This is a genomic window from Campylobacteraceae bacterium (assembly GCA_013215945.1).
Lineage (GTDB): Bacteria > Campylobacterota > Campylobacteria > Campylobacterales > Arcobacteraceae > NORP36.
In genome coordinates this window covers 1-21,040 of record JABSOM010000001.1, presented here as the reverse complement: position 1 = coordinate 21,040, position 21,040 = coordinate 1, and the positions used below count along the sequence as shown (strand labels likewise).

The 21,040-nt window shown below is 30.6% G+C and carries 27 protein-coding genes; 25 read left to right on the top strand and 2 right to left on the bottom strand.

Annotation, left to right across the window (positions count from 1 at the left end; all coding sequences use genetic code 11):
• The first annotated feature begins 20 nt into the window (after positions 1 to 20).
• The 6 genes from HRT41_00135 to HRT41_00110 all read left to right on the top strand — a co-directional run bounded on the left by HRT41_00135 (position 21) and on the right by HRT41_00110 (position 4,037).
• Positions 21 to 395, top strand: coding sequence for a RidA family protein (locus tag HRT41_00135; protein NQY22414.1), 375 nt, complete (start codon positions 21 to 23; stop codon positions 393 to 395).
• 117 nt (positions 396 to 512) lie between these two features.
• Complete coding sequence (rplU, locus tag HRT41_00130) at positions 513 to 830, top strand: 50S ribosomal protein L21 (protein ID NQY22413.1); 318 nt, start codon at positions 513 to 515, stop codon at positions 828 to 830.
• Positions 831 to 840: 10 nt separating this feature from the next.
• Complete coding sequence (gene rpmA, locus HRT41_00125) at positions 841 to 1,098, top strand: 50S ribosomal protein L27 (protein NQY22412.1); 258 nt, start codon at positions 841 to 843, stop codon at positions 1,096 to 1,098.
• 138 nt (positions 1,099 to 1,236) lie between these two features.
• Positions 1,237 to 2,322, top strand: a complete 1,086-nt coding sequence (gene obgE, locus HRT41_00120) for a GTPase ObgE (GenBank protein ID NQY22411.1) — start codon at positions 1,237 to 1,239, stop codon at positions 2,320 to 2,322.
• 2 nt (positions 2,323 to 2,324) lie between these two features.
• Complete coding sequence (proB, locus tag HRT41_00115; protein ID NQY22410.1) at positions 2,325 to 3,089, top strand: glutamate 5-kinase; 765 nt, start codon at positions 2,325 to 2,327, stop codon at positions 3,087 to 3,089.
• A gap of 24 nt (positions 3,090 to 3,113) precedes the next feature.
• The gene (locus HRT41_00110; GenBank protein NQY22409.1) at positions 3,114 to 4,037 is read left to right on the top strand and encodes a methionyl-tRNA formyltransferase; all 924 of its coding nucleotides are present in this window, start codon (positions 3,114 to 3,116) and stop codon (positions 4,035 to 4,037) included.
• A 20-nt stretch (positions 4,038 to 4,057) separates the two neighbouring features.
• Here HRT41_00110 and HRT41_00105 read toward each other — a convergent pair whose 3' ends face one another.
• On the bottom strand, positions 4,058 to 4,951 hold the full coding sequence (locus HRT41_00105; GenBank protein ID NQY22408.1) for an AEC family transporter: 894 nt from the start codon (positions 4,949 to 4,951) through the stop codon (positions 4,058 to 4,060).
• A gap of 79 nt (positions 4,952 to 5,030) precedes the next feature.
• On the opposite strand from HRT41_00105, the gene HRT41_00100 reads away from it, so the two are divergent.
• The 19 genes from HRT41_00100 to HRT41_00010 all read left to right on the top strand — a co-directional run bounded on the left by HRT41_00100 (position 5,031) and on the right by HRT41_00010 (position 20,117).
• The gene (locus HRT41_00100; protein NQY22407.1) at positions 5,031 to 5,666 is read left to right on the top strand and encodes a biotin--[acetyl-CoA-carboxylase] ligase; all 636 of its coding nucleotides are present in this window, start codon (positions 5,031 to 5,033) and stop codon (positions 5,664 to 5,666) included.
• The gene (locus HRT41_00095; GenBank protein NQY22406.1) at positions 5,663 to 6,439 is read left to right on the top strand and encodes a ParA family protein; all 777 of its coding nucleotides are present in this window, start codon (positions 5,663 to 5,665) and stop codon (positions 6,437 to 6,439) included. The genes HRT41_00100 and HRT41_00095 overlap by 4 nt, the downstream gene beginning before the upstream one ends.
• A 14-nt stretch (positions 6,440 to 6,453) precedes the next feature.
• Complete coding sequence (locus HRT41_00090) at positions 6,454 to 7,308, top strand: ParB/RepB/Spo0J family partition protein (GenBank protein NQY22405.1); 855 nt, start codon at positions 6,454 to 6,456, stop codon at positions 7,306 to 7,308.
• Positions 7,309 to 7,411: 103 nt separating this feature from the next.
• Positions 7,412 to 7,834, top strand: coding sequence for a F0F1 ATP synthase subunit B' (locus tag HRT41_00085; protein ID NQY22404.1), 423 nt, complete (start codon positions 7,412 to 7,414; stop codon positions 7,832 to 7,834).
• 10 nt (positions 7,835 to 7,844) lie between these two features.
• A complete protein-coding gene (locus HRT41_00080) occupies positions 7,845 to 8,360 on the top strand; it encodes a F0F1 ATP synthase subunit B (GenBank protein ID NQY22403.1) in 516 nt (171 codons plus the stop codon).
• Positions 8,360 to 8,890 (top strand): F0F1 ATP synthase subunit delta, encoded by a 531-nt coding sequence (locus HRT41_00075; GenBank protein NQY22402.1) that lies wholly within the window; start codon positions 8,360 to 8,362, stop codon positions 8,888 to 8,890. The genes HRT41_00080 and HRT41_00075 overlap by 1 nt, the downstream gene beginning before the upstream one ends.
• A gap of 22 nt (positions 8,891 to 8,912) precedes the next feature.
• On the top strand, positions 8,913 to 10,430 hold the full coding sequence (gene atpA, locus HRT41_00070; protein ID NQY22401.1) for a F0F1 ATP synthase subunit alpha: 1,518 nt from the start codon (positions 8,913 to 8,915) through the stop codon (positions 10,428 to 10,430).
• A gap of 9 nt (positions 10,431 to 10,439) precedes the next feature.
• Complete coding sequence (locus HRT41_00065) at positions 10,440 to 11,327, top strand: F0F1 ATP synthase subunit gamma (GenBank protein ID NQY22400.1); 888 nt, start codon at positions 10,440 to 10,442, stop codon at positions 11,325 to 11,327.
• Positions 11,328 to 11,345: 18 nt separating this feature from the next.
• Positions 11,346 to 12,740, top strand: a complete 1,395-nt coding sequence (atpD, locus tag HRT41_00060; protein ID NQY22399.1) for a F0F1 ATP synthase subunit beta — start codon at positions 11,346 to 11,348, stop codon at positions 12,738 to 12,740.
• A 16-nt stretch (positions 12,741 to 12,756) separates the two neighbouring features.
• A complete protein-coding gene (locus tag HRT41_00055) occupies positions 12,757 to 13,134 on the top strand; it encodes a F0F1 ATP synthase subunit epsilon (GenBank protein NQY22398.1) in 378 nt (125 codons plus the stop codon).
• Positions 13,135 to 13,138: 4 nt separating this feature from the next.
• Positions 13,139 to 13,702, top strand: a complete 564-nt coding sequence (locus HRT41_00050) for a MotA/TolQ/ExbB proton channel family protein (GenBank protein NQY22397.1) — start codon at positions 13,139 to 13,141, stop codon at positions 13,700 to 13,702.
• Positions 13,703 to 13,704: 2 nt separating this feature from the next.
• Positions 13,705 to 14,094, top strand: coding sequence for a biopolymer transporter ExbD (locus HRT41_00045; protein NQY22396.1), 390 nt, complete (start codon positions 13,705 to 13,707; stop codon positions 14,092 to 14,094).
• A gap of 1 nt (position 14,095) precedes the next feature.
• Positions 14,096 to 14,854: a TonB C-terminal domain-containing protein gene (locus HRT41_00040; protein NQY22395.1), complete on the top strand. Its 759-nt coding sequence runs from the start codon at positions 14,096 to 14,098 to the stop codon at positions 14,852 to 14,854.
• A 31-nt stretch (positions 14,855 to 14,885) separates the two neighbouring features.
• Positions 14,886 to 16,154: a Tol-Pal system protein TolB gene (tolB, locus tag HRT41_00035; GenBank protein NQY22394.1), complete on the top strand. Its 1,269-nt coding sequence runs from the start codon at positions 14,886 to 14,888 to the stop codon at positions 16,152 to 16,154.
• Between the two features lie 71 nt (positions 16,155 to 16,225).
• Positions 16,226 to 16,765 (top strand): OmpA family protein, encoded by a 540-nt coding sequence (locus HRT41_00030; GenBank protein NQY22393.1) that lies wholly within the window; start codon positions 16,226 to 16,228, stop codon positions 16,763 to 16,765.
• 7 nt (positions 16,766 to 16,772) lie between these two features.
• Complete coding sequence (locus HRT41_00025) at positions 16,773 to 17,696, top strand: hypothetical protein (GenBank protein NQY22392.1); 924 nt, start codon at positions 16,773 to 16,775, stop codon at positions 17,694 to 17,696.
• Positions 17,697 to 17,710: 14 nt separating this feature from the next.
• Entirely contained in the window at positions 17,711 to 18,259 is a 549-nt protein-coding gene (locus HRT41_00020; protein NQY22391.1) for a peptidylprolyl isomerase, read from the top strand.
• A 237-nt stretch (positions 18,260 to 18,496) separates the two neighbouring features.
• Entirely contained in the window at positions 18,497 to 19,432 is a 936-nt protein-coding gene (gene fabD, locus HRT41_00015) for an ACP S-malonyltransferase (protein NQY22390.1), read from the top strand.
• A complete protein-coding gene (locus HRT41_00010) occupies positions 19,425 to 20,117 on the top strand; it encodes a 5'-methylthioadenosine/adenosylhomocysteine nucleosidase (GenBank protein ID NQY22389.1) in 693 nt (230 codons plus the stop codon). The genes fabD and HRT41_00010 overlap by 8 nt, the downstream gene beginning before the upstream one ends.
• A gap of 216 nt (positions 20,118 to 20,333) precedes the next feature.
• On the opposite strand, the gene HRT41_00005 is transcribed toward HRT41_00010, so the two are convergent.
• Positions 20,334 to 21,040: tetratricopeptide repeat protein (locus HRT41_00005; protein ID NQY22388.1), on the bottom strand; the 707-nt coding region annotated here is incomplete at its 5' end.

Here is a 21,040-nt window from a genome sequence, read left to right as displayed (position 1 = left end):
AATAAAATAAAAGGAAATTCATGGAAATTATTAATACTACCAATGCACCTGCTGCAATTGGACCTTATTCACAAGCTATTATTGCAAATGGTTTGATTTACACATCAGGACAAATCCCTTTAACGCCAGAAGGTGATTTAGTTGAAAATGACATAAACAAACAAACACAACAAGTAATGACAAATTTGCAAAGTGTATTGGAAGCTGCTGGTTCTTCTTTAGATAAAGTAATTAAAGTTACAATATTCTTAGATTCTATGGATGATTTTGCTGCTGTAAATGAAATATATGCAAGTGCTTTTGGTGATCATAAACCAGTACGTTCAACGGTTGCCGTTCAAACATTACCTAAAAATGTTTTAGTAGAAATGGATGTTGTTGCATTGGTTTCATAATAATTTTGAAAGAAATAAGACTTTGTAAGCTATTTAAAGGAATCTTAAAGGAACTTTAGATAATATTGCATCCCGTTAGAAAAGAATCATAAAGATTGATAAGTTAGAGGAATAAATATGTACGCAATTATTAAATGTGGTGGTAAACAGTATAAAGTGTCTGAAGGTGATATCTTAGATATTGATTATACAGGTTTAGCAGCAAAAGAAGCTTTAGAAATTACTGACGTTTTAGCATTAAACGATGGTGAGTTAAAAACTGGTAAAGAAGTAGAATCTGCAAAAGTTTCTGCTGAAGTAGTTTTAGATGGAACTGGTGTAAATAGAGATAAGAAAATTATCATTTACAAAAAAAGAAGAAGAAAAGATTCAAAATTAAAAAGAGGTTTTAGAAAAAGCTTCACTAAAATTAGAATCATTAAAATCGCTGCATAAGGAATAAGTCATGGCTCACAAAAAAGGTCAAGGAAGTACACAGAATAATAGAGATTCAGCTGGTAGAAGACTAGGCGTTAAAAAATATGGTGAAGAAGTTGTAAGAGCTGGAAACATCATTATTAGACAAAGAGGAACTAAAGTTCATCCTGGTAACAATGTTGGGATGGGTAAAGATCATACTCTTTTTGCTTTAATTGACGGAAAAGTTAAATTCGAAATTAAAGATAAAAACAGAAAAAAAGTTTCAGTTTACGCAGCGTCGTAAGTCAAACTAATTTGTTTAAAAGGGTGTAAGGCTTCTGCCTGCACCCTTTTTTTATTCTGCTAAATAGATAATATTGAGTGATTTACAGATTATTGAATATTATTTATTAGTAAAACAACTAATAACATCGGAGATAAAATGTTTATAGATAGCGTGAAATTTACAATAAGATCAGGTAAAGGAGGACAGGGATGTTCTTCATTTAGAAGAGAAAAGTTTGTTGTAAAAGGTGGCCCTGATGGTGGGGACGGTGGAAAAGGTGGAGATGTATATATTTTAGTTGATAATAATACGGATACTTTGTCATATTACAAAGGGAGAAGACTTTTTAAAGCAGATCATGGGGTTCAAGGAATGCCAAGAAGAATGACTGGTAAGTCTGCTGAAGATATGACTTTAGTAGTTCCTCCAGGAACACAAGTATTTGATGATGAAACAGGTGAATTATTACACGATTTATTAGTTGAAGGTGTTAGAATTCTTCTTTTAGAAGGTGGAAAAGGTGGTTTAGGAAATGTTCACTTTAAGAACTCAAGAAACCAAAGACCTACGTATTTTCAACCAGGACTTCCAGGAACTGCATTAAATGTTCGTTTTGAATTAAAACTAATTGCTGATGTTGGTTTGGTTGGATATCCAAATGTTGGAAAATCAACCTTGATTTCAACGACTTCAAATGCAACACCAGAAGTTGCTAATTACGAATTTACTACTTTAACTCCTAAATTAGGTGTTGTTGAAGTAGGAGAATATAATTCTTTTGTTATGGCAGATATTCCTGGGATTATTGATGGTGCTAGTGAAGGTAGAGGTTTAGGGCTGGAATTTTTAAGACATATTGAACGAACTAAAACTTTATTGTTTATGGTAGATCTTGCAAATCATAGAACACCAATTGAACAATACAATGTATTAAAAGATGAATTAAGAAAATTTTCACCTGAATTAGCAACAAGAAACTTTGCAATTGCTTTAAGTAAAACAGATGGTTATTATGGAGAAGATGTTGTTGAAGAAATCAGAAATTTTATTAAAGAAATTGGTTTAGATATTTCACCATCAAATGAATTTGGTTTTGATAAAAAATACGAATATTATGCGCAAGATTTAACGTACAATCGTTTTGATAATACAAAACCAATGTTTGTTTTACCTATTTCTTCTGTTACTAGAATGAATACGGCATCTATTCGATTTGCTCTGTATGAATTGTTAAGTCAATAAAAATGAAACGCCTGGTTATAAAGGTTGGTTCCGCTGTTTTAAGACACGGTTCTGATCTGGCACTTGATAGATTAAATAATCTTGTAGATTTAATAGCTGCTTTAAAGCGTGAAAAAAACTATGAAATTATTTTAGTATCTTCTGGTGCTGTTGCTGCTGGTAATATTACTTTAGATTTAGATAAAACACAAATTTATAACAGACAAGCTCTTGCTGCAATTGGGCAACCTTTATTATTAAAACACTATAAAAAACAATTTAATACACACAACTATAAATGTGCTCAAATGCTTTTAGTTGCAGATGATTTTGATTCACGAAAACGAACAAAAAATATTAAAGCTGTAATGGAAATTCTTTTAAAAAACAATATCACACCTATAGTAAATGAAAACGATGTTATTGCAAATGAAGAACTTTTATTTGGAGATAATGATCAATTAGCTGCTAATGTTGCTTCTGCTTTTAATGCTGATTTGTTGGTAATATTGAGCGATATAGAAGGTTTTTATGATGACAATCCTCATACGAATTCAAATGCCAAAATTATTAAAGAAGTTTCTTTTATTAAAGATGAAGATTTAGAAGTTAAACACTCTGCTAATTCTGAATTTGCTACAGGTGGAATAGTTACAAAACTAAAAGCTGCTAAATTTTTAATGGATAAAAATATTCCTATGTTTTTAACATCGGGTTTTGATTTAAAAACAGCCCATGAATATTTATTAGAAAATAAACATAATAGTGGAACCTTATTTAAAGCCTAAGTTTTTTACTCACAAAGGACCAATATGTCAATTAAAAAAATTCTCTTTATGGGAACACCTGATTATGCTACGTGTATTTTTAAGGAGCTCTTGGCTTCTTCTTATGAAGTGATTGCTTTATTCACCCAAGAAGATAAAAAAGTTGGAAGAAAACAAATACTTAGTGCGCCTCATATAAAACAATATTGTTTAAATGAAAACATTGATATTCCTATTTATCAACCGCAAAAACTAAGAGATAATGAGGAAGCTTACGAACAAATTAAAGCTTTAGCGCCTGACATTATTATAGTAGCTGCTTATGGACAAATTTTACCAAAAAATATTTTGGATCTTGCTCCTTGCATGAATTTACATGCTTCTTTATTACCTAAATACAGAGGTGCTTCACCTATTCAAGAAGCCATATTAAATGATGATTCTTATACAGGCGTTACTGCTATGTTTATGGAAGAAGGTTTAGATACAGGAGATATTTTAGGGCTTCAATATCTTAAACTAGAAGATAAAATGGAAGTAGCAGAAGTATTTGATAAACTCTCTTTTATCGCTGCTAAACTTACGCTTGATACTTTAGATAATTTTGAGAACATTAAGCCTAAAAAACAAAACAATGCTCTTTCTTCTTTATGTAAAAAAATCAAAAAAGAACATGGACTTGTACGTTTCAAAAATGCTAAAAAACTGTATCAGACTTATAAAGCTTATTCTTATTGGCCAGGTGTATTTTTAGAATCTGGTTTAAAAATAAAAGAAATATCTTTGATAAACGAAGCTTCAGTAAATAAAGAAGGTGAAATTTTAGCTTTTGATAAAAATGCTGTTATTATTGGATGTAAAGAGGGATCTTTACAAATCAATGTTCTTCAAGCCCCTTCAAAAAAAGCTGTAAATGCAGCTGATTATATAAGAGGACAGCGTTTAAGTATTGGCGAAGTCTTAAAATAAACACAAAACGTGTGTTTATTTTAGCCCAAGTATAAATAAAAGCCAGTTACGCTTAAGAGAGACAATAATACGCCAATAACTAAGGCATTAACTGCCAATCTTTCATCTAGTCCCCCTTGAATAGCTAAAATCACTGCTGTAGTCATAGGGGGCATTGCTACTTCAAGAATCGTAGTCTTACTCCAAGTATCGTCTAAATTATAAAAATATGAAAATAAGCACATAACAATTAGTGGCATTAAAAACATTTTGGTTCCCAATAAATAACTTGTTATTTTAAATTTATAAAATATGTTTTTAAGTTCTAATTTCATACCAATTGCAATCATCGCAATAGGAACCAGTGTTGCTCCAATTACTTCTGCTGTATTCATAACAAAAATAGGAACAGGGAAAAGTTTTGCAAAAACGGTTATAAAAAACATAATAATAGGTGGAAAAAACAATACTTTTTTTGATATGGCTTTTAGGTTTACAACTTGTCCACTTCCCCAATTTATAATAATAGTTCCCAAAGAAACTACTAATAAAAAAGAACCAAACAAATCATAAATAAGAGCATAAACAACATAATCAGAGCCATAAAAAGCATCAATATAAGAAAAACCAATAAAAGATGTATTCCCAAATGTTCCTACTACCATAAAAGTGGCTAAGGTTTTTTTATCCAGTTTTAACGCTTTTCCTATTGCATAAGTTAGCAGCAGATTTCCAAGTATAATAGCATTGAACATAAGAATAAGATTGAGTATTTCACTGTCTAATACTAAGGGATAAATCTTTACAAATATCATTGCGGGAAGGGAAAAATAAATCACAAAATCAACCAAAACTTGCGAATTGTCTTTTTTTAATACTTTAAATAAATAACCAAATAACAGATACAAAGCAATAGGTAAAACAGGATCTAACACACTTAGCCTTTTTGTTTAAAATAAATATAAATTACATTATATTAGATTTGTATTAATAAGTAATTATGTATAATGTTTTATGCAAATAATCCAATTAAAAGAAGTTGATTCAACTCATAAATATTTAAAAGAGTACTTAAAAAACAATGTTTATTCCAAACCTTTGTGTATTCTAAGTTTTAAACAAAACAAAGGAATTGGAAGCAGAGGAAATGAATGGTTAGGAAAAGAAGGCAATTTATTTTTCTCTTTTGTTTTGGAAAAAGAATTATTGCCCAGCGATTTACCTATGCAAAGTGCTTCTATTTATTTCTCGTTTTTATTAAAAAGAACATTAAAAGAAATGGGTTCGAAACTTTGGCTTAAATGGCCCAATGATTTTTACTTAGAAAATAAAAAAATAGGGGGAACGATTACTAATTTATCGAATAATTTATTTTTATGTGGCATTGGTTTAAATCTAATCGAGGTAAATAAAGATTATGGAAAATTAGATATTGTTATTGATAAAATACACTTATTAAATAATTACTTTGATATCTTAGAAAAAAGAATTTCATGGAAGGAAATATTTAGTGAGTATAAGATAGAATACTCTTTGAGTTTGGAATACGAAACAAACATTGATAATAAAAAAGTTTCATTAAAAAAATCAATATTGAACCCTGATGGCTCAATATCTATAAATGAACAAAAGGTATTCGGTTTAAGATGAGTGAAGTAATAGCAATAGCAAATCAAAAAGGTGGGGTAGGTAAAACTACTACAGCGGTAAATTTAAGTGCGGCCCTAGCATTAGAAGGTAAGAGAGTATTATTAGTGGATGCAGATCCTCAAGCAAATGCTACAACTTCTTTAGGTTTCCACAGAGATACTTATGAATATAATATTTATCATGTTATGTTAGGTACAAAAGAACTTAATGACATTATTTTAGATACTGAAATCCCAACTTTAAAAGTGGCCCCTTCTAACATAGGACTAGTTGGAATTGAAAAAGAATTTTACAAAGATACAAGTGACAGAGAACTGGTATTAAAAAGATGTATTGATCCTGTAAGAAAAGATTATGATTTTATTATTATAGATTCACCTCCTGCTTTAGGACCTATTACTATTAATACTTTATCTGCTGCGAATTCTGTTTTAATTCCAATACAGTGTGAATTTTTTGCACTAGAAGGTTTGGCACAGTTATTAAATACAATAAAACTAGTAAAACAAACCATTAATAGATCTTTGCAAATAAGAGGTTTTTTACCAACAATGTATTCTTCTCAAAACAATCTTTCAAAACAAGTTTTTGCTGATCTTGCACAGCATTTTGAAAGTAAATTGTTTAAAATTGATGACAATTCATATGTGGTAATTCCAAGAAATATTAAACTAGCAGAGAGTCCAAGTTTTGGTAAACCTATTATGTTGTATGATAATGCAGCAATAGGTACAAAAGCATATAAAAATTTAGCAAAAGCAATTTTAGGATAATTATGGCAAAAGGTATGGCGTTAGGTAGAGGCTTAGGTGAATTGTTAGGTGAAGTTGAAGCGGCATATGATAAAGGCAATACGTCAAGCAGAGAAGGTCTTCTAGAAATTGATGTAAATAATATAGTACCTAATCCCAATCAACCAAGAAAGATGTTTGACGAAGATAAATTACAAGAACTAAGTTCTTCTATTAAAAAACATGGCCTTTTGCAACCTATTGTTGTTATTAAAGATGACAGTGATGGTTTTATCTTAGTATCTGGTGAGAGAAGATTACGAGCACATAAACTTGCAAATATAGACACTATAAAAGCAATTGTTACGAATATCAAAGAATTAGAATTAAGAGAACTTGCTTTAATAGAAAACATCCAAAGAGATGATTTAAATGTTATTGAACTGGCTTATTCTTATGCCCAATTAATAAACGAACACGCTATTACTCATGATGAACTCTCAGGAAGAGTTTTTAAAAGCAGAAGCTTGATTACTAATACCTTAAGATTATTACAATTAAGTGCTTATGTACAACAATTACTTGCTAATAACAAACTAACAGCAGGTCATGCTAAGGTTATGTTAGGACTTAGCGAAGAGGATCAAAAAAAGGTCGCTGATTCAATTCTTGGACAAAAACTTTCAGTAAGAGAAACAGAAAAAGCGGTTAAAGATTTAAAATCCTTACTTAATCCTAAAAAAACAAGCAAAAAAACACAAAATTATGACTTCAAATCTTTGGATAATATTGTTTCCATTTTACAAGCCTCAAACTTGAAAATTAAAGCAGAAAAAAATTATTTAAAGATAGAATTTAACTCACAAGAAGATATCGAAAAATTTTCCCATTACTTTAGTAACACTTTATAAAATTTCTTAATTTATTACCTTCATTTAAACTATTATTATAATTATTTTAGATAATATAAGTCAGTTTTAGTCAAACTAAACTGTTATAAATATGGAGGAATGAATGTTAGACATAAGTCCAATATTGATGCTTAGCTCGGGCGTAGTATTTTTATTAATACTTGCAGGGTTAAACAGTTGTCTATTTAAGCCTTTATTGAAGCATATGGATGAAAGAGCGGAGTCTATTAAACAAGACTTGATAAACGCAAAATCAAACAGCGCTGATGTAGATGGAATGCTGGCTGAGGCGAATGATGTTATTGCTGCTGCTAAAAAAGAAGCGGTTGTAATAAGAGAACAAGCTTATAATGAGGCTAAAGAGACTGCTGATGCAAAACTTATTGCTGCGAAAAGTGATGTTGATACCAGATATGGTGTTTTCGTTGCAGAACTTGCTGATGAAACAAAAGCGTTAAAAGAATCTTTAGTTGCTGCTATGCCTCAATTTAATGAGAGCGTAAAAGCGAAGCTTAAATCAATTTAAGGGAGAAAAAGTGAAAAAAACATTATTATTAACTATTTTAGCTTTTGCTCCTGTAGCATTATTAGCTCAAGCTGAAGGTGTGGAATCTGATATTCTTCAGAGATCTGTTAACTTTGTAATTTTTGCTGCTATTTTATGGTATTTACTTGCTGATAAAATGAAAGCATACTTTGCAGGAAGAACTTTAGATATTCAATCTGAATTAGATAAAGTTCAAGATACATTAAACGCTTCTCAAGCTAAATTTGATGAAGTAAAAAAACAATTAGACGATGCCAAAATAATGGCAGCTGAAATTGTTGAAAGTGCGAAATTAGATATTGATTCAGTTAAAACAAAAGTATTAACTGCTGTTGATTCAGAAATTGCAAATTTAGGTAAAAACTTTGATGCTAAAATCGAAGTGGAAACTAGAAAAGCTAAAAAAGAAATTGTTAATGAAATTCTTAATGAATTATTAAATTCTGATAATCTTACAATGTCTGATGAAGAACTTGTAAATATCGTAATTAAGAAGGTTGCATAATGATTGATTTAATAGCAAAAAGATATGTAAAAGCATTATTAGAAGGTCGTGATAGCGCTTCTATAACTGCTATTTATAAAGAATTAAATGAAATTTCTACTGCATATAACGATGAAAAATTTCTTGCTATTATTACTTCTTCTGAAGTAAAAGCTGAGAAAAAAGCGGCTTTGGTTATTTCATTTGTAAATGATTGTAATGCTACTACGAGTAACTTTATAAAAGTACTTGCTAGCAACAAAAGATTAGATATTATTCCTCATATTGTTAAAGAGTTAGAATCACAAGTAGCTATTATTTCTAATAGTTATGCAGGTATTGTTTATACGAATAAAGAATTATCAGCACAGTATGTAACTTCAATTGAAGAAAAATTCAGTAAGAAATTTGATGTTAATTTAACATTAACACAAGATGTTTGTGATTATGATGGTATTAAAGTTGATATAGATGGGCTTGGTGTTGAGATTTCTTTCTCAAAAGCAAGACTTAAGTCTCAATTGATTGATCATATTTTAAAAGCAGTTTAGAACTTAATAAAGGAGAATTTGAATGAGTACAAAGATTCAAGCAGATGAAATCTCTTCGATCATAAAAGAGCGAATTGATAATTTTGAATTAAATGTAGACGTTAACGAAACTGGTAAAATCATCTCTTATGCAGATGGTATTGCTCAAGTTTACGGACTTAAAAATGTAATGGCTGGAGAAATTGTTGAGTTTGATAATGGCGAAAGAGGACTTGCTTCTAACTTAGAAGAGTCTTCAGTTGGTATTGTTGTTCTTGGTAAAGGAACTGGACTTAGAGAAGGTAGTTCTTGTAAACGACTTGGTAAGATTTTAGAAACTCCAGTTGGAGATGCTATGATTGGTCGAGTTGTAAATGCACTTGGTGAACCAATTGATGGTAAAGGTACTATTACTGCAACTGAACATAGAGTAGTTGAAGAAAAAGCACCTGGTATTATGGCTAGAAAATCAGTTCATGAACCATTACAAACGGGTATCAAAGCTATTGATGCACTTGTTCCTATTGGAAGAGGTCAAAGAGAGCTTATTATTGGCGATAGACAAACTGGTAAAACAACTGTTGCTATTGATACTATTCTTAATCAACATGATCAAGATGTAATTTGTATTTATGTTGCAATTGGGCAAAAAGCTTCAACAGTAGCTACTGTTGTTAGAACACTTGAAGAAGCTGGAGCAATGGATTATTCTATTGTTGTAAATGCATCTGCATCTGATTCAGCTGCTTTACAATTTTTATCACCATATACTGCTGTAACTATTGGAGAATTCTTTAGAGATAATGGTAAACACGTTTTAATCGTTTATGATGATTTAACAAAACATGCCGTAGCTTATAGAGAAATGTCTTTATTATTACGAAGACCTCCAGGTCGAGAGGCATTCCCAGGGGATGTATTTTACCTTCACTCAAGATTACTTGAGAGAGCTGCTAAGTTAAATGATGAATTAGGTGGTGGTTCTATGACTGCATTACCTATTATTGAAACTCAAGCGGGAGATGTTGCTGCATATATTCCTACAAATGTTATTTCTATTACAGATGGTCAAATCTTCTTAGAAACTAACCTTTTTAACTCTGGAATTAGACCTGCTATTAATGTTGGTTTATCTGTTTCAAGAGTTGGTGGAGCTGCACAAATTAAAGCTACTAAACAAGTTGCTGGTACGTTAAAATTAACACTTGCACAATTTAGAGAGCTTGAAGCATTTGCACAGTTTGCTTCTGATCTTGATGAAAATACAAGAAAAGAACTTGAACTTGGTCAAAGAATGGTCGAAGTACTTAAACAAGGTGTTAACGCTCCTTTAGTAATCGAAAAACAAATTTGTATTATTTATGCTGGAACTAGAGGGTATTTAAATGACGTAGCTGTAGCTGATGTTGTTAGATACGAATCAGAATTACACCCTTTTATTGAGCAAAAATATCCAAATGTTTTAGAAGATATTAAATCTAAGAAAAAATTAGATGACGATACTGAATCAGCATTAAAAGCGGCATTAGAAGAGTTTAATACTATATTCAGTGCAAAATAAGGATAGTCAATGGCTAACTTAAAAGATATAAAAACTAAAATTGGAAGTGTTAAGAATACTCAGAAAACTACTAATGCAATGAAATTAGTATCGTCTGCTAAATTAACTAGAACAAGACAATTGTCTCAACAGGCAAGAGCTTATTCTGTTAAAATTAATGATGTATTAAGTGAAATTGCAAATAGAGTTAACAAAGTTCAAGATGGAGGAAATACGTCAAAATCTTTTCTTCAAAATGACAATCCTAAAACAGTAGATATCGTTTTCGTAACTGCTGATAAAGGTCTTTGTGGTGGTTTTAATATGGTTACTATTAAAACTGTTGTAAAACTTATGGAAGAGTATGCAAATAAAGGTGTTACTGTAAGACTAAGAGCTTCTGGAAGAAAAGGTGTTGATTACTTTACTTTCCAAAAGATTGATTTATTACAAAAAATTTCAACTTTATCTGCTGCACCTGATTACGATAAAGCTTCTGATTTTATAAAAGATGTTGTAGAAGATTTTACTTCTGGGAAAACAGATAAAGTTATATTAGTATATAACGGTTTTAAAAATATGTTAACTCAAGAGTTAAAAGTAAGAACTTTATTGCCTATTTCTTTAGACGATGTTGAAGCGAATGAAGAATCAAGCTCAATGTTAGAAATTGAACCAGATGATGATGAAGAAGTGTTAAATGAATTAACTGGAAAATACATTGATTTTAATATGTATTATTCTCTTATAGATTCTTTAGCAGCAGAACATAGTTCGCGTATGCAAGCTATGGATGCAGCTACTAAGAATGCAAAAGAAAAAGTTGATGCGTTAACAATTGAATATAATAAAGCTAGACAAGCTGCGATTACAACAGAGTTAATTGAAATTATCTCTGGTGTTGAATCACTAAAATAATATAAAGGAGCCGTGCATATGAAAGGTAAAATTATTCAGGTAATGGGACCAGTTGTTGATGTTGAATTCGACGGGTACTTACCAGAAATTAATGAAGCAATTGAAGTTACACTTGCTGATAAAACACAAGATAGATTAGTTCTTGAAGTTGCTGCTCACTTAGGTGACAGTAGAGTTAGAACGATTGCTATGGACATGACTGAGGGATTAACTAGAGGTCAAGAATGTATTGCTAGTGGAGGACCTATTAAAGTTCCTGTTGGGGATGCTGTATTAGGTAGAATTTTTAATGTTATTGGAGAGCCCGTTGATGGTGGTGAACCAGTTCCAGAAGATACTCCTAGATGGTCAATTCACAGAGATGCTCCAGAATTTGAAGAATTAACAACTAAAACTGAAATGTTTGAAACTGGTATCAAAGTAGTTGATTTACTTGCTCCTTATTCTAAAGGTGGAAAAGTAGGACTATTCGGTGGTGCTGGTGTTGGTAAAACAGTTATTATTATGGAATTAATTCACAATGTTGCATTTAAACATTCTGGTTATTCTGTATTTGCTGGTGTTGGTGAAAGAACTAGAGAAGGAAATGACCTTTATTACGAGATGAAAGATTCTAACGTTTTAAATAAAGTTGCACTGTGCTACGGTCAAATGTCTGAGCCTCCAGGTGCTAGAAATAGAATTGCTTTAACAGGTCTTACTATGGCTGAGTACTTTAGAGATGAAAAAGGTCTAGATGTATTAATGTTTATTGATAATATTTTTAGATTTGCACAATCAGGTTCTGAAATGTCTGCATTATTAGGAAGAATTCCTTCAGCTGTTGGTTACCAACCAACACTTGCTTCAGAAATGGGTAAGTTACAAGAAAGAATTACGTCTACTAATAAAGGTTCTATTACTTCTGTTCAAGCGGTATATGTACCTGCGGATGACTTGACAGATCCAGCTCCTGCTTCTGTTTTTGCTCACCTTGATGCAACAACAGTTCTTAACCGTAAAATTGCTGAAAAAGGTATTTATCCTGCAGTTGATCCATTGGATTCATCTTCAAGAATATTATCTGCAGATATTTTAGGTCAAGAGCATTATGATACTGCAAGAGGGGTACAATCTGTACTTCAAAAATATAAAGATTTACAAGATATTATTGCAATTCTTGGTATGGATGAATTATCTGAAGAAGATAAAATGGTAGTTACACGAGCAAGAAAAATCGAAAGATTTTTATCTCAACCATTCTTCGTTGCAGAAATCTTTACAGGAACTCCTGGTAAATATGTTGAATTAAAAGACACAATTGCTGGGTTTAAAGGAATTTTAGACGGTAAATACGATGAGCTTCCAGAAGCTGCTTTCTACATGGTTGGTTCTATGGAAGAAGCTCTTGTTAAAGCTGAAGGTATGAAATAACCATTAAGGTAACAATATGAATACAATTAGATTATCAATTGTTACACCTAATGGAGAAATTTTTAACGATGACGTTAAAACAGTAACTCTTCCTGGAAAAGAGGGAGAGTTTGGTGTTTTACCAGGTCATGCGTCATTGGTTTCTTCTTTAAGCGTAGGTGTAATTATTATTGAAAAAGCAGATGCTACTGAAGCAGTTGCTATTAACTGGGGACATGTTAAAGTTTCTGAATCTGCTGTTGACGTTTTAGTTGACGGTGCAGTTTCTTTAACTCACGGTGAAGATTCATCAGCTGCCAAAGCAATTGAAGATGCGAAGAAATTAGTTAATTCTGTTTCTGATGCTAATATTTCAATAGCTGCTGTTGAAGCTAGAATCAATTCATTCGCGTAAGCTAATGATAGATACTATTTTTAATTATTTTAGTAATAGTACAGCAATCACATTTATTGTGTTTGCTGTCCTATCTACTTATTTGATACTTGTTTTTTGGATATTTATTTACAGATTCCAAGCAGTCACTTCTATGATTTCTAATGAAAAAAAATCTTTAGAAATGTTAACCTCAAGAGATTCCTCTTTGAGTCCTTTTTCTGCTTTAACAAAATGTACAAATAATATAACCAATTCAAAACCCATTTTACATGCTTGTGAAATATCAATTATTAGAGATGCCTCAAAAGGTATATCTTGGTTGTCCATAATATCTTCTACCTCACCCTTTATTGGTTTATTTGGTACTGTTGTTGGTATTTTAGAATCATTTGCACTTCTTTCTTCTCAAGCTAAAGTTGCTTTTTCTGTTATTGCACCTGCTATTTCTGAAGCGTTAGTTGCTACTGCTGCTGGAATATTTGTGGCTGTATTTGCTTATACTTTCCATCAAATTATGGTTAGAAAAGTGTATGAGTTAAATATTTATTTAAAGGCACAATGTGATATTTTAGTAGCAAAAGGTTAGTCATGTATGATTATAATAATAAACCAGAATTAAACGTAACACCCTTAGTTGATGTTATGTTGGTTTTGCTTGCTATTTTAATGGTAACTGCACCTGTTATTGAATTTGAAGAAAGTGTTAATTTACCTCGTGGAAGTAAATCCAGACAAGTAAGTGAGAGTACAAAAATCAATATCATTGTAACAAAAGAGCGTATAGTACGCGTTAATAAAAACAAATACCCAATAGAGAGTTTTGCAGATAATTTTATTTTATTTTCGCAAAACAAAGATAAAAATACTCCCATTCATATACGTGCAGAAAAAACGCTTATGTATGATGATGTTATTTTTATTTTAAAATCTGTTAAAGAAGCTGGTTTTACTAAAGTTTCTTTAATTACTGATGGTTAAAATGCCAAGACTGAACCTTCATACTAGTGAAAAAAGTTATTTTCTTTCGGGCCTTATTTCTTTTATCATTTATTTATTTTGCATAGTTTCAATTCTTTTTTATTTAAGTGAAAATGAAAGTAAAAAAATTGATGCAATGCAAAAAAATACTGTTTTACAGTTAGAAATAATTGTAGACAATACACAAAAAATTCAAAAATCTACCTCCAAACCTGTTAAAAAAGTTATCAAAAAAGAAGAAAAAATTGTCGAAAAGTCTAAATCTGTAAGTATTACAAAAACTGCTGATTTAAAATCCTTATTTTCAAACGTAAAAACAAAAGCCAAAAAAGTAGAGAAAAAAGAAGTCATTAATGTCAAAAAATCTTTGGTTTCAAGCCGTTTTAGAAGTAATTTTGAAAAACAAAAAAAATCTGAAAATATTAAAGTAAGTAATATCTTAGATGATGTGACTGTTAAATCACGCGCGAATGTATCTATGGATTCTAAGTACGACAAAGACCCTTATTATTCAAAAATTTATGAAATGTTAGGACAGCGTTGGAACAATGTCATTACATTTGATGAATTATATGCAAGTGTACTTATTACAATTACCAGTTCTGGGAGTTTTGATTACCGTATTATTAAAGGATCTGGAGATGAAACGTTTGATCTAGCCTTAAAAGAATTTTTACAAAATCAAAAACTTGAGCTTTATCCTGCTTATACTAAGGGAAGTAAAACCCAAATTGAAGTAATATTTAAATCAAAGAACTAAAAACACTTAAACAATCATTTAAAGGACAAAAATGAAAAAAATAATATTAATTTTACTCTTCATGTTTTCTTGCGTATTTTCAGCAGACGTAAGTATGGAAATTGTTAAAAAATCAAACTCTAAACCCAGCATACTTATTTCTTCTGCACAAGGTGCCTTAAATGAGTCTATGTTATATAAAATCACTAAAATCATTCAAAAAGATTTAGATGTTAGTGGGCATTTTGATGTAATAGATGATACGTATAAAGTAAGCATGACAAATAATGCGGATTACATTTATTTGGGACGAAAAAAGGTTGATTTGTTTTTAAATGTTAATTTTGAAGAATCTGCTTTTGGTGGAATTGTTTTAAAAACAAAATTATATGACGTAAATGCAAAGAACTTAGTTTTAAGCAAAACCTTTACTACTTCTAATATCAACAGACACGTCTTTTTAGCGCACAGAGTAGCAATTGCTACGAATGCTTATATGAATGCACCCTCAATTGCATGGATGGATAAGTTTGTTATTTATTCTGTTTATAAAAAAGCAAAACAAAGTGATATAATAATTTCTGATTATACTCTAAGTTATAAAAAAACAATTATTACAGGGGGACTTAATATCTTTCCTAAGTGGGCAAATAAAAAACAAGATTCTTTTTATTTTACGCGATATGTAAATTCAAAACCTACCTTATACAAAATTAATATTTATACGAAAAGAATGGTAAAAATACTTGACAGTGATGGAATGATTGTAGCTTCTGATGTAAGTTCTGATGGAAATAAACTATTAATCACAGCAGCCCCAGATGGCCAGCCTGATGTATATATCTTGGATTTAAGAACAAAAAAACAAATTAAAGTTACTTCTTATAAAGGAATTGATGTAGGAGCTCATTTTATTGATAATGATAAAAAAATTGTATTTGTAAGTGACAGATTAAGCAGACCTAATATTTTCTCAAAAACCATTGGAAGACGAGGGGTTGAACGTTTGGTTTATCATGGAAGCAATAACTCATCTGTAAGTACGTTTAATGATAAAGTTGTTTATACAAGCAGAGATAGAAATTCTCAGTTTAATAAGAGAAGTTTTAATCTGTTTTTAATTTCAACCAGAAGTGATTATATTAAAAAACTTACAGTAACAGGAGTGAATCAATTTCCTAAATTTTCTAGTGATGGAGAAAGTATTTTATTTATAAAAAACTTTAAAGACAAAAGTTCTGTGGGGATAATACGGTTAAATTTTGACAAAGTGCACCTATTTTCATTGGATAAAGGGCGAATTCAGTCAATTGATTGGTAATAGGCCTACGATAATAAATTATTAAGTTTGTTTTTAGTAGAATTATTAATATTTTAACGAAGGATTATTTTATGAAAAAATTTTTAGCGTATTCTGTTTTGGCATCAGTACTATTATTTACTGGGTGTTCTCAAAAATCTACAGAAATGAATGAAGCAAAGATGAATAAAACAGAAAAGTCTTCAGAATCTAACTTGGATGCAATGAATGCAAACAATATGAATCAAGACTCTATGTCAGATTCAGAATCAATGACTGCAAATGCAATCAAAAACTTACTAATTGATGTAGTTTACTTTGATTTCGATAAATTTACATTAAATGAAGAAAACAGAGATGTTGCTAAGTCTAATGCAAACAAGTTATCAGTATTAGCTGGTAAAATCAAGATTAAACTTGAAGGTAATTCAGATGAGTGGGGAACGGATGAGTATAATTATGCTTTAGGTTTAAAAAGAGCTTTATCTGTTAAAACATCATTAATTGATGATGGTATTTCTGCTGATGATATTTCTATGATTTCATTTGGTGAAAGTAACCCAGTTTGTTCAGATAAAAATTCTACTTGTTGGAAACAAAACAGAAGAGTTGAATACAAAATCTTACCATAATTAATTTATGCGAAAAATATTCTTATTAACGTTATTACTAGTTACATATTCATTAGCTGAACAAGTTTCAGCTTTTGGAGCTGGTAATTTAAACTCAAAAAACCCATACGGTCTTACCAATACTGAAAAACACATTTTAACCAATAAAAAAAAACTGGGATCAATTGATTCAAAAGTAAAAGATGTTAAATCTACTGTTACTTCTGTAAATCAACGTTTAGATGGTTTAGAATCTATTTATGAAGGTGATAGTGCCAAATTAAATAGAACAGTTATAAAATTAAACAATTTAGTATTGGATTTAAATACAACAAAAGAAGTATCCCAACAAATTTTAACGATACAAGAAGAAATGTCCGCAGAAAATTTAAAAAATATTGAAGCACTTAAATTAGCAATTTCAGAACTTACCAAATCGGTAAATAAAATCAATGCAAATTATATTTCTGAGCGTGAGTTTAGAAAAAATATGAAACAATTTATTACAAAAAAAGAATTTTTAGCCTTTAAGAAAAGCTTAGGTAAAAAAACTAGTAGTAAAATTAAAGCTAAAACTTTGAATACTAATGATAAAAAAGGGATGATGGTTAAAGCAAAAGCTTTATTTAAAATAGATCACTTTACAAAAGCGATTCCAATGTTTGAAAGCTTAGTTGCTGCTAAGTATAAACCGGCGGAAAACAACTTTTATCTCGGTGAGATTTGGTACTATCGTAAAAAATATGATGACGCAATAAGGCATTATAAAATTTCGGCAACCTTATACGATAAAGCATCGTATATGCCTAAATTACTTTTACATAGTGCTATTTCATTTGAGAAAGTAAATGACTTAGATAATGCTGCTAATTTTTATAGTACACTTATAGATGTGTACCCAGAGTCAAAAGAAGCGAAAATAGCTTATAAAAATCTATCTACAATAAATTAATAAAAAGGAGACTTATGTCAAAAGTTATAAGTATAGAATATACTTTAAAAGATGCGAATACTAATGAGCAACTCGATACAAATGTCGGTGCTGCACCATTAGAATTCATCATTGGAAAAGGTCAAATTATTCCAGGATTAGAGAAAAAAGTAATCGAAATGAATGTGAATGATGAAGCAGACGTTTTAGTTCAACCAGAAGAAGCGTATGGAGAAATCAAAGATGATGCAATCCAAACTTTACCTAAAGAACAATTCGCAGGAATTGAAATTGCTGAAGGTATGAGCTTATATGGAACAGGTGAACAAGGTGAAACTGTACAAGTTATGGTTAAATCTTTCACTGACGATGAAGTAATCATTGATTACAATCATCCTATGGCTGGAAAAACATTAATGTTTTCAGTATCTGTTTTATCTATTAGAGTTGCAACAGAAGAAGAACTACAAACTGGTGTTGTAGGTGGAATGACTGCTATGGGTGGCGGCGGTGGATGTTGTGGTGGCGGTGGCGCTCCTGCAGCTGATGAATCAGCTCCTAAACAAGGTGGATGTGGTTGTTAGTATAGTTGGCAGGCTGCCAAAACACTTTTCTATAACTCGTTTATAGACTAACAAAAAACACAAAACACTAAATTAAAATGCCCAAAAGCGTGAAGCTTTTGGGCATTTTTCATGTATACAAGATGAATAAGTATTTTTTAAGAGTAATAACAAAATCAACATTGTATAATTCTACTTTTAAAAAATAGTTTTAGACAAGAAACATTAAACTATAGAAAATTTTTACAAGGGTATTTTATGAAAAAAGTAGCATTTATTTTTCCAGGGCAGGGCTCTCAAAGTATTGGAATGGGAAAAGATTTTTTTGACAATAGTGATATTGCAAAAGAAATGATAGAAAAAGCATCTAAGAGATTACATATTAATTTTGAAGAACTTTTATTTGAAGAAAATGACAATCTTTCTAAAACAGAATATACACAACCAGCTATTCTTTTAGTTTCAAGCATAGCAGGGGCCATTTTTAAAGACAAGTGTGACATTAAAGCAGAATTTGTTTTAGGACACTCTCTTGGTGAGTTTTCAGCCCTAGTAGCAAGTGGAGCATTAAACTATTTAGATGCTATTGAAGTCGTACATAAAAGAGGAAAATTTATGAACGAAGCTTGTGAAGGTGAAGGTGCTGGAATGATGGCATTAGTAGGACTTGATGATGAAAGTGTAGAAGATATTTGTAAAACACAAAGAAAAGCAGATAAAAAAATCTGGCCAGCTAATTATAATTTAGATGGACAATTAGTAGTTGCAGGAAACAAAGCGGACTTAGAAAGTTTAGTGGATACTTTTAAAGAAGCAGGGGCTAAAAGAGCTATTGTTTTAGATATGAGTGTTGCATCTCATTGTGAGATTTTAAGACCAGCAGTTGAAAATTTAAAACCTTATTTAGAAGAATTTTTAAATGAAGATTTTGTTTATGATGTTATTTCAAATGTAAGTAGTGAAGCATATAATTTAAAAGATGAAGCTATTGAGTTATTGTCTTCTCAATTAACTTCACCTGTTAAATACAAACAAAGTATAAGAGCAAATGTTGAAAAAATTGATGTGTTTATTGAATTTGGAAATGGAGCTGTATTAAAAGGGCTTAACAGAAAAATCGATAAATCAACACCTACGTTAAATGTAAGTGATTTTGCATCTTTAGAAAAAACCTTGGAGGTTTTAAATGACTAAGTTAGCAATTATGGGTGCAATGGAAGAAGAAATTGAGCCTTTATTAGCCCATTTTGATTCTGTGAATAAAGTTGATTATGCAAATAATACGTATTATGAAGTAAATCACAAAGGTTTAGATATTGTAATTGCTTATTCAAAAATAGGAAAAGTATTTGCAACACTTACTGCTTCAACTATGATTCAAAAGTTTGGCTGCGATACCTTATTATTCTCTGGCGTTGCTGGTGGAATTAATCCCAAACTTAAAATCGGAGATTTAATTATTGCAGATAAACTGTGTCAGCATGATTTAGATATTACTGCTTTTGGACATCCATCAGGTTATGTTCCTGGGGGGAAAGTTTTTGTAGAAACTACAAAAGCTTTAAGAGATATAGCTATTGAAGTTGCTAGGGAAAATAATATCACTGTAATTGAAGGTACGATTGCAACTGGGGATCAGTTTGTATATAAGCCTGAGCAAAAGAAGTTTATTGAAACTACTTTTTCTGCAGATGCTTTGGAAATGGAAGGTGCTAGTGTTGCTGTTGTTTGTGATGCGCTTGATGTTCCCTTTTTTATTCTAAGAGCTATTTCTGATACTGCTGATGGTGGGGCTGATATTGATTTTGACGCGTTTTTAAAGACGTCGGCGATAAATTCAGCGAATTATCTAATAAAAATCGTTCAAAAGTTGTCGTAGTACTGCCACTTTTGCCCAATTCCTGCGTTAAAAGTTAAAATCTGTTCGTCACATACTTCGTGTATGCTCCTCTCATATTTTAACTTCCGCCTTGAACTTGACCAAAATTGTCAGCACTACGACAATTTTGAGAATCCTAAATAATTTTGTATAGACCCTCATTATTTACAAACTCTAACTTCGATTAGACCTCGAACAAAACTACTCACACTACGATTAGTTGTTAGTTTTTTTTAATTTTAATTTTAATTCATTTATAGCAAGATTAAGTTTATTTTTTACAGTTTCTTTTTGTTTTAATTTCCAAGAATCTAGATTCTCAAAACACCAATCTTCCAAAGTTTCATTATTATACTTAATCAATAATTTTTTTATATCAACATTTTTATCTTCTGCTATATTTCTTAAAATATTTAACATATCATATTGGAATAAGGATTCATTACTTTTTCTTATATGCGAAATATAGTTTTTATGAAGTTTTTGATTTTTTGATTTTCCTACAATTAATTCTAATTCAAATAGATTTATATATGCATTTGAATCTTCTGGATTTATTTTTATTGCTTTTTCATAGGATTCTATAGCTTTGTTGTACTCTTTATTATCACTATATGTAATTCCTAGATTATTATATGCCCCTGAATCTTCTGGATTTATTTTTATTGCTTTTTCATAGGATTCTATAGCTTTGTTGTACTCTTTATTATCACTATATGTAATTCCTAGATTATTATATGCCCCTGAATCTTCTGGATTTATTTTTATTGCTTTTTCATAGGATTCTATAGCTTTGTTGTACTCTTTATTATCACTATATGTAATTCCTAGATTATTATATGCCCCTGAATCTTCTGGATTTATTTTTATTGCTTTTTCATAGGATTCTATAGCTTTGTTGTACTCTTTATTATCACTATATG

Bases quoted from the DNA above. Each gene is read 5' to 3' on its own strand.
- HRT41_00135 (NQY22414.1), top strand. From the start codon at position 21: ATGGAAATTATTAATACTACCAATGCACCTGCTGCAATTGGACCTTAT.
- rplU (NQY22413.1), top strand. From the start codon at position 513: ATGTACGCAATTATTAAATGTGGTGGTAAACAGTATAAAGTGTCTGAA.
- rpmA (NQY22412.1), top strand. From the start codon at position 841: ATGGCTCACAAAAAAGGTCAAGGAAGTACACAGAATAATAGAGATTCA.
- obgE (NQY22411.1), top strand. From the start codon at position 1,237: ATGTTTATAGATAGCGTGAAATTTACAATAAGATCAGGTAAAGGAGGA.
- proB (NQY22410.1), top strand. From the start codon at position 2,325: ATGAAACGCCTGGTTATAAAGGTTGGTTCCGCTGTTTTAAGACACGGT.
- HRT41_00110 (NQY22409.1), top strand. From the start codon at position 3,114: ATGTCAATTAAAAAAATTCTCTTTATGGGAACACCTGATTATGCTACG.
- HRT41_00100 (NQY22407.1), top strand. From the start codon at position 5,031: ATGCAAATAATCCAATTAAAAGAAGTTGATTCAACTCATAAATATTTA.
- HRT41_00095 (NQY22406.1), top strand. From the start codon at position 5,663: ATGAGTGAAGTAATAGCAATAGCAAATCAAAAAGGTGGGGTAGGTAAA.
- HRT41_00090 (NQY22405.1), top strand. From the start codon at position 6,454: ATGGCGTTAGGTAGAGGCTTAGGTGAATTGTTAGGTGAAGTTGAAGCG.
- HRT41_00085 (NQY22404.1), top strand. From the start codon at position 7,412: ATGTTAGACATAAGTCCAATATTGATGCTTAGCTCGGGCGTAGTATTT.
- HRT41_00075 (NQY22402.1), top strand. From the start codon at position 8,360: ATGATTGATTTAATAGCAAAAAGATATGTAAAAGCATTATTAGAAGGT.
- atpA (NQY22401.1), top strand. From the start codon at position 8,913: ATGAGTACAAAGATTCAAGCAGATGAAATCTCTTCGATCATAAAAGAG.
- HRT41_00065 (NQY22400.1), top strand. From the start codon at position 10,440: ATGGCTAACTTAAAAGATATAAAAACTAAAATTGGAAGTGTTAAGAAT.
- atpD (NQY22399.1), top strand. From the start codon at position 11,346: ATGAAAGGTAAAATTATTCAGGTAATGGGACCAGTTGTTGATGTTGAA.
- HRT41_00055 (NQY22398.1), top strand. From the start codon at position 12,757: ATGAATACAATTAGATTATCAATTGTTACACCTAATGGAGAAATTTTT.
- HRT41_00050 (NQY22397.1), top strand. From the start codon at position 13,139: ATGATAGATACTATTTTTAATTATTTTAGTAATAGTACAGCAATCACA.
- HRT41_00045 (NQY22396.1), top strand. From the start codon at position 13,705: ATGTATGATTATAATAATAAACCAGAATTAAACGTAACACCCTTAGTT.
- HRT41_00040 (NQY22395.1), top strand. From the start codon at position 14,096: ATGCCAAGACTGAACCTTCATACTAGTGAAAAAAGTTATTTTCTTTCG.
- tolB (NQY22394.1), top strand. From the start codon at position 14,886: ATGAAAAAAATAATATTAATTTTACTCTTCATGTTTTCTTGCGTATTT.
- HRT41_00030 (NQY22393.1), top strand. From the start codon at position 16,226: ATGAAAAAATTTTTAGCGTATTCTGTTTTGGCATCAGTACTATTATTT.
- HRT41_00025 (NQY22392.1), top strand. From the start codon at position 16,773: ATGCGAAAAATATTCTTATTAACGTTATTACTAGTTACATATTCATTA.
- HRT41_00020 (NQY22391.1), top strand. From the start codon at position 17,711: ATGTCAAAAGTTATAAGTATAGAATATACTTTAAAAGATGCGAATACT.
- fabD (NQY22390.1), top strand. From the start codon at position 18,497: ATGAAAAAAGTAGCATTTATTTTTCCAGGGCAGGGCTCTCAAAGTATT.
- HRT41_00010 (NQY22389.1), top strand. From the start codon at position 19,425: ATGACTAAGTTAGCAATTATGGGTGCAATGGAAGAAGAAATTGAGCCT.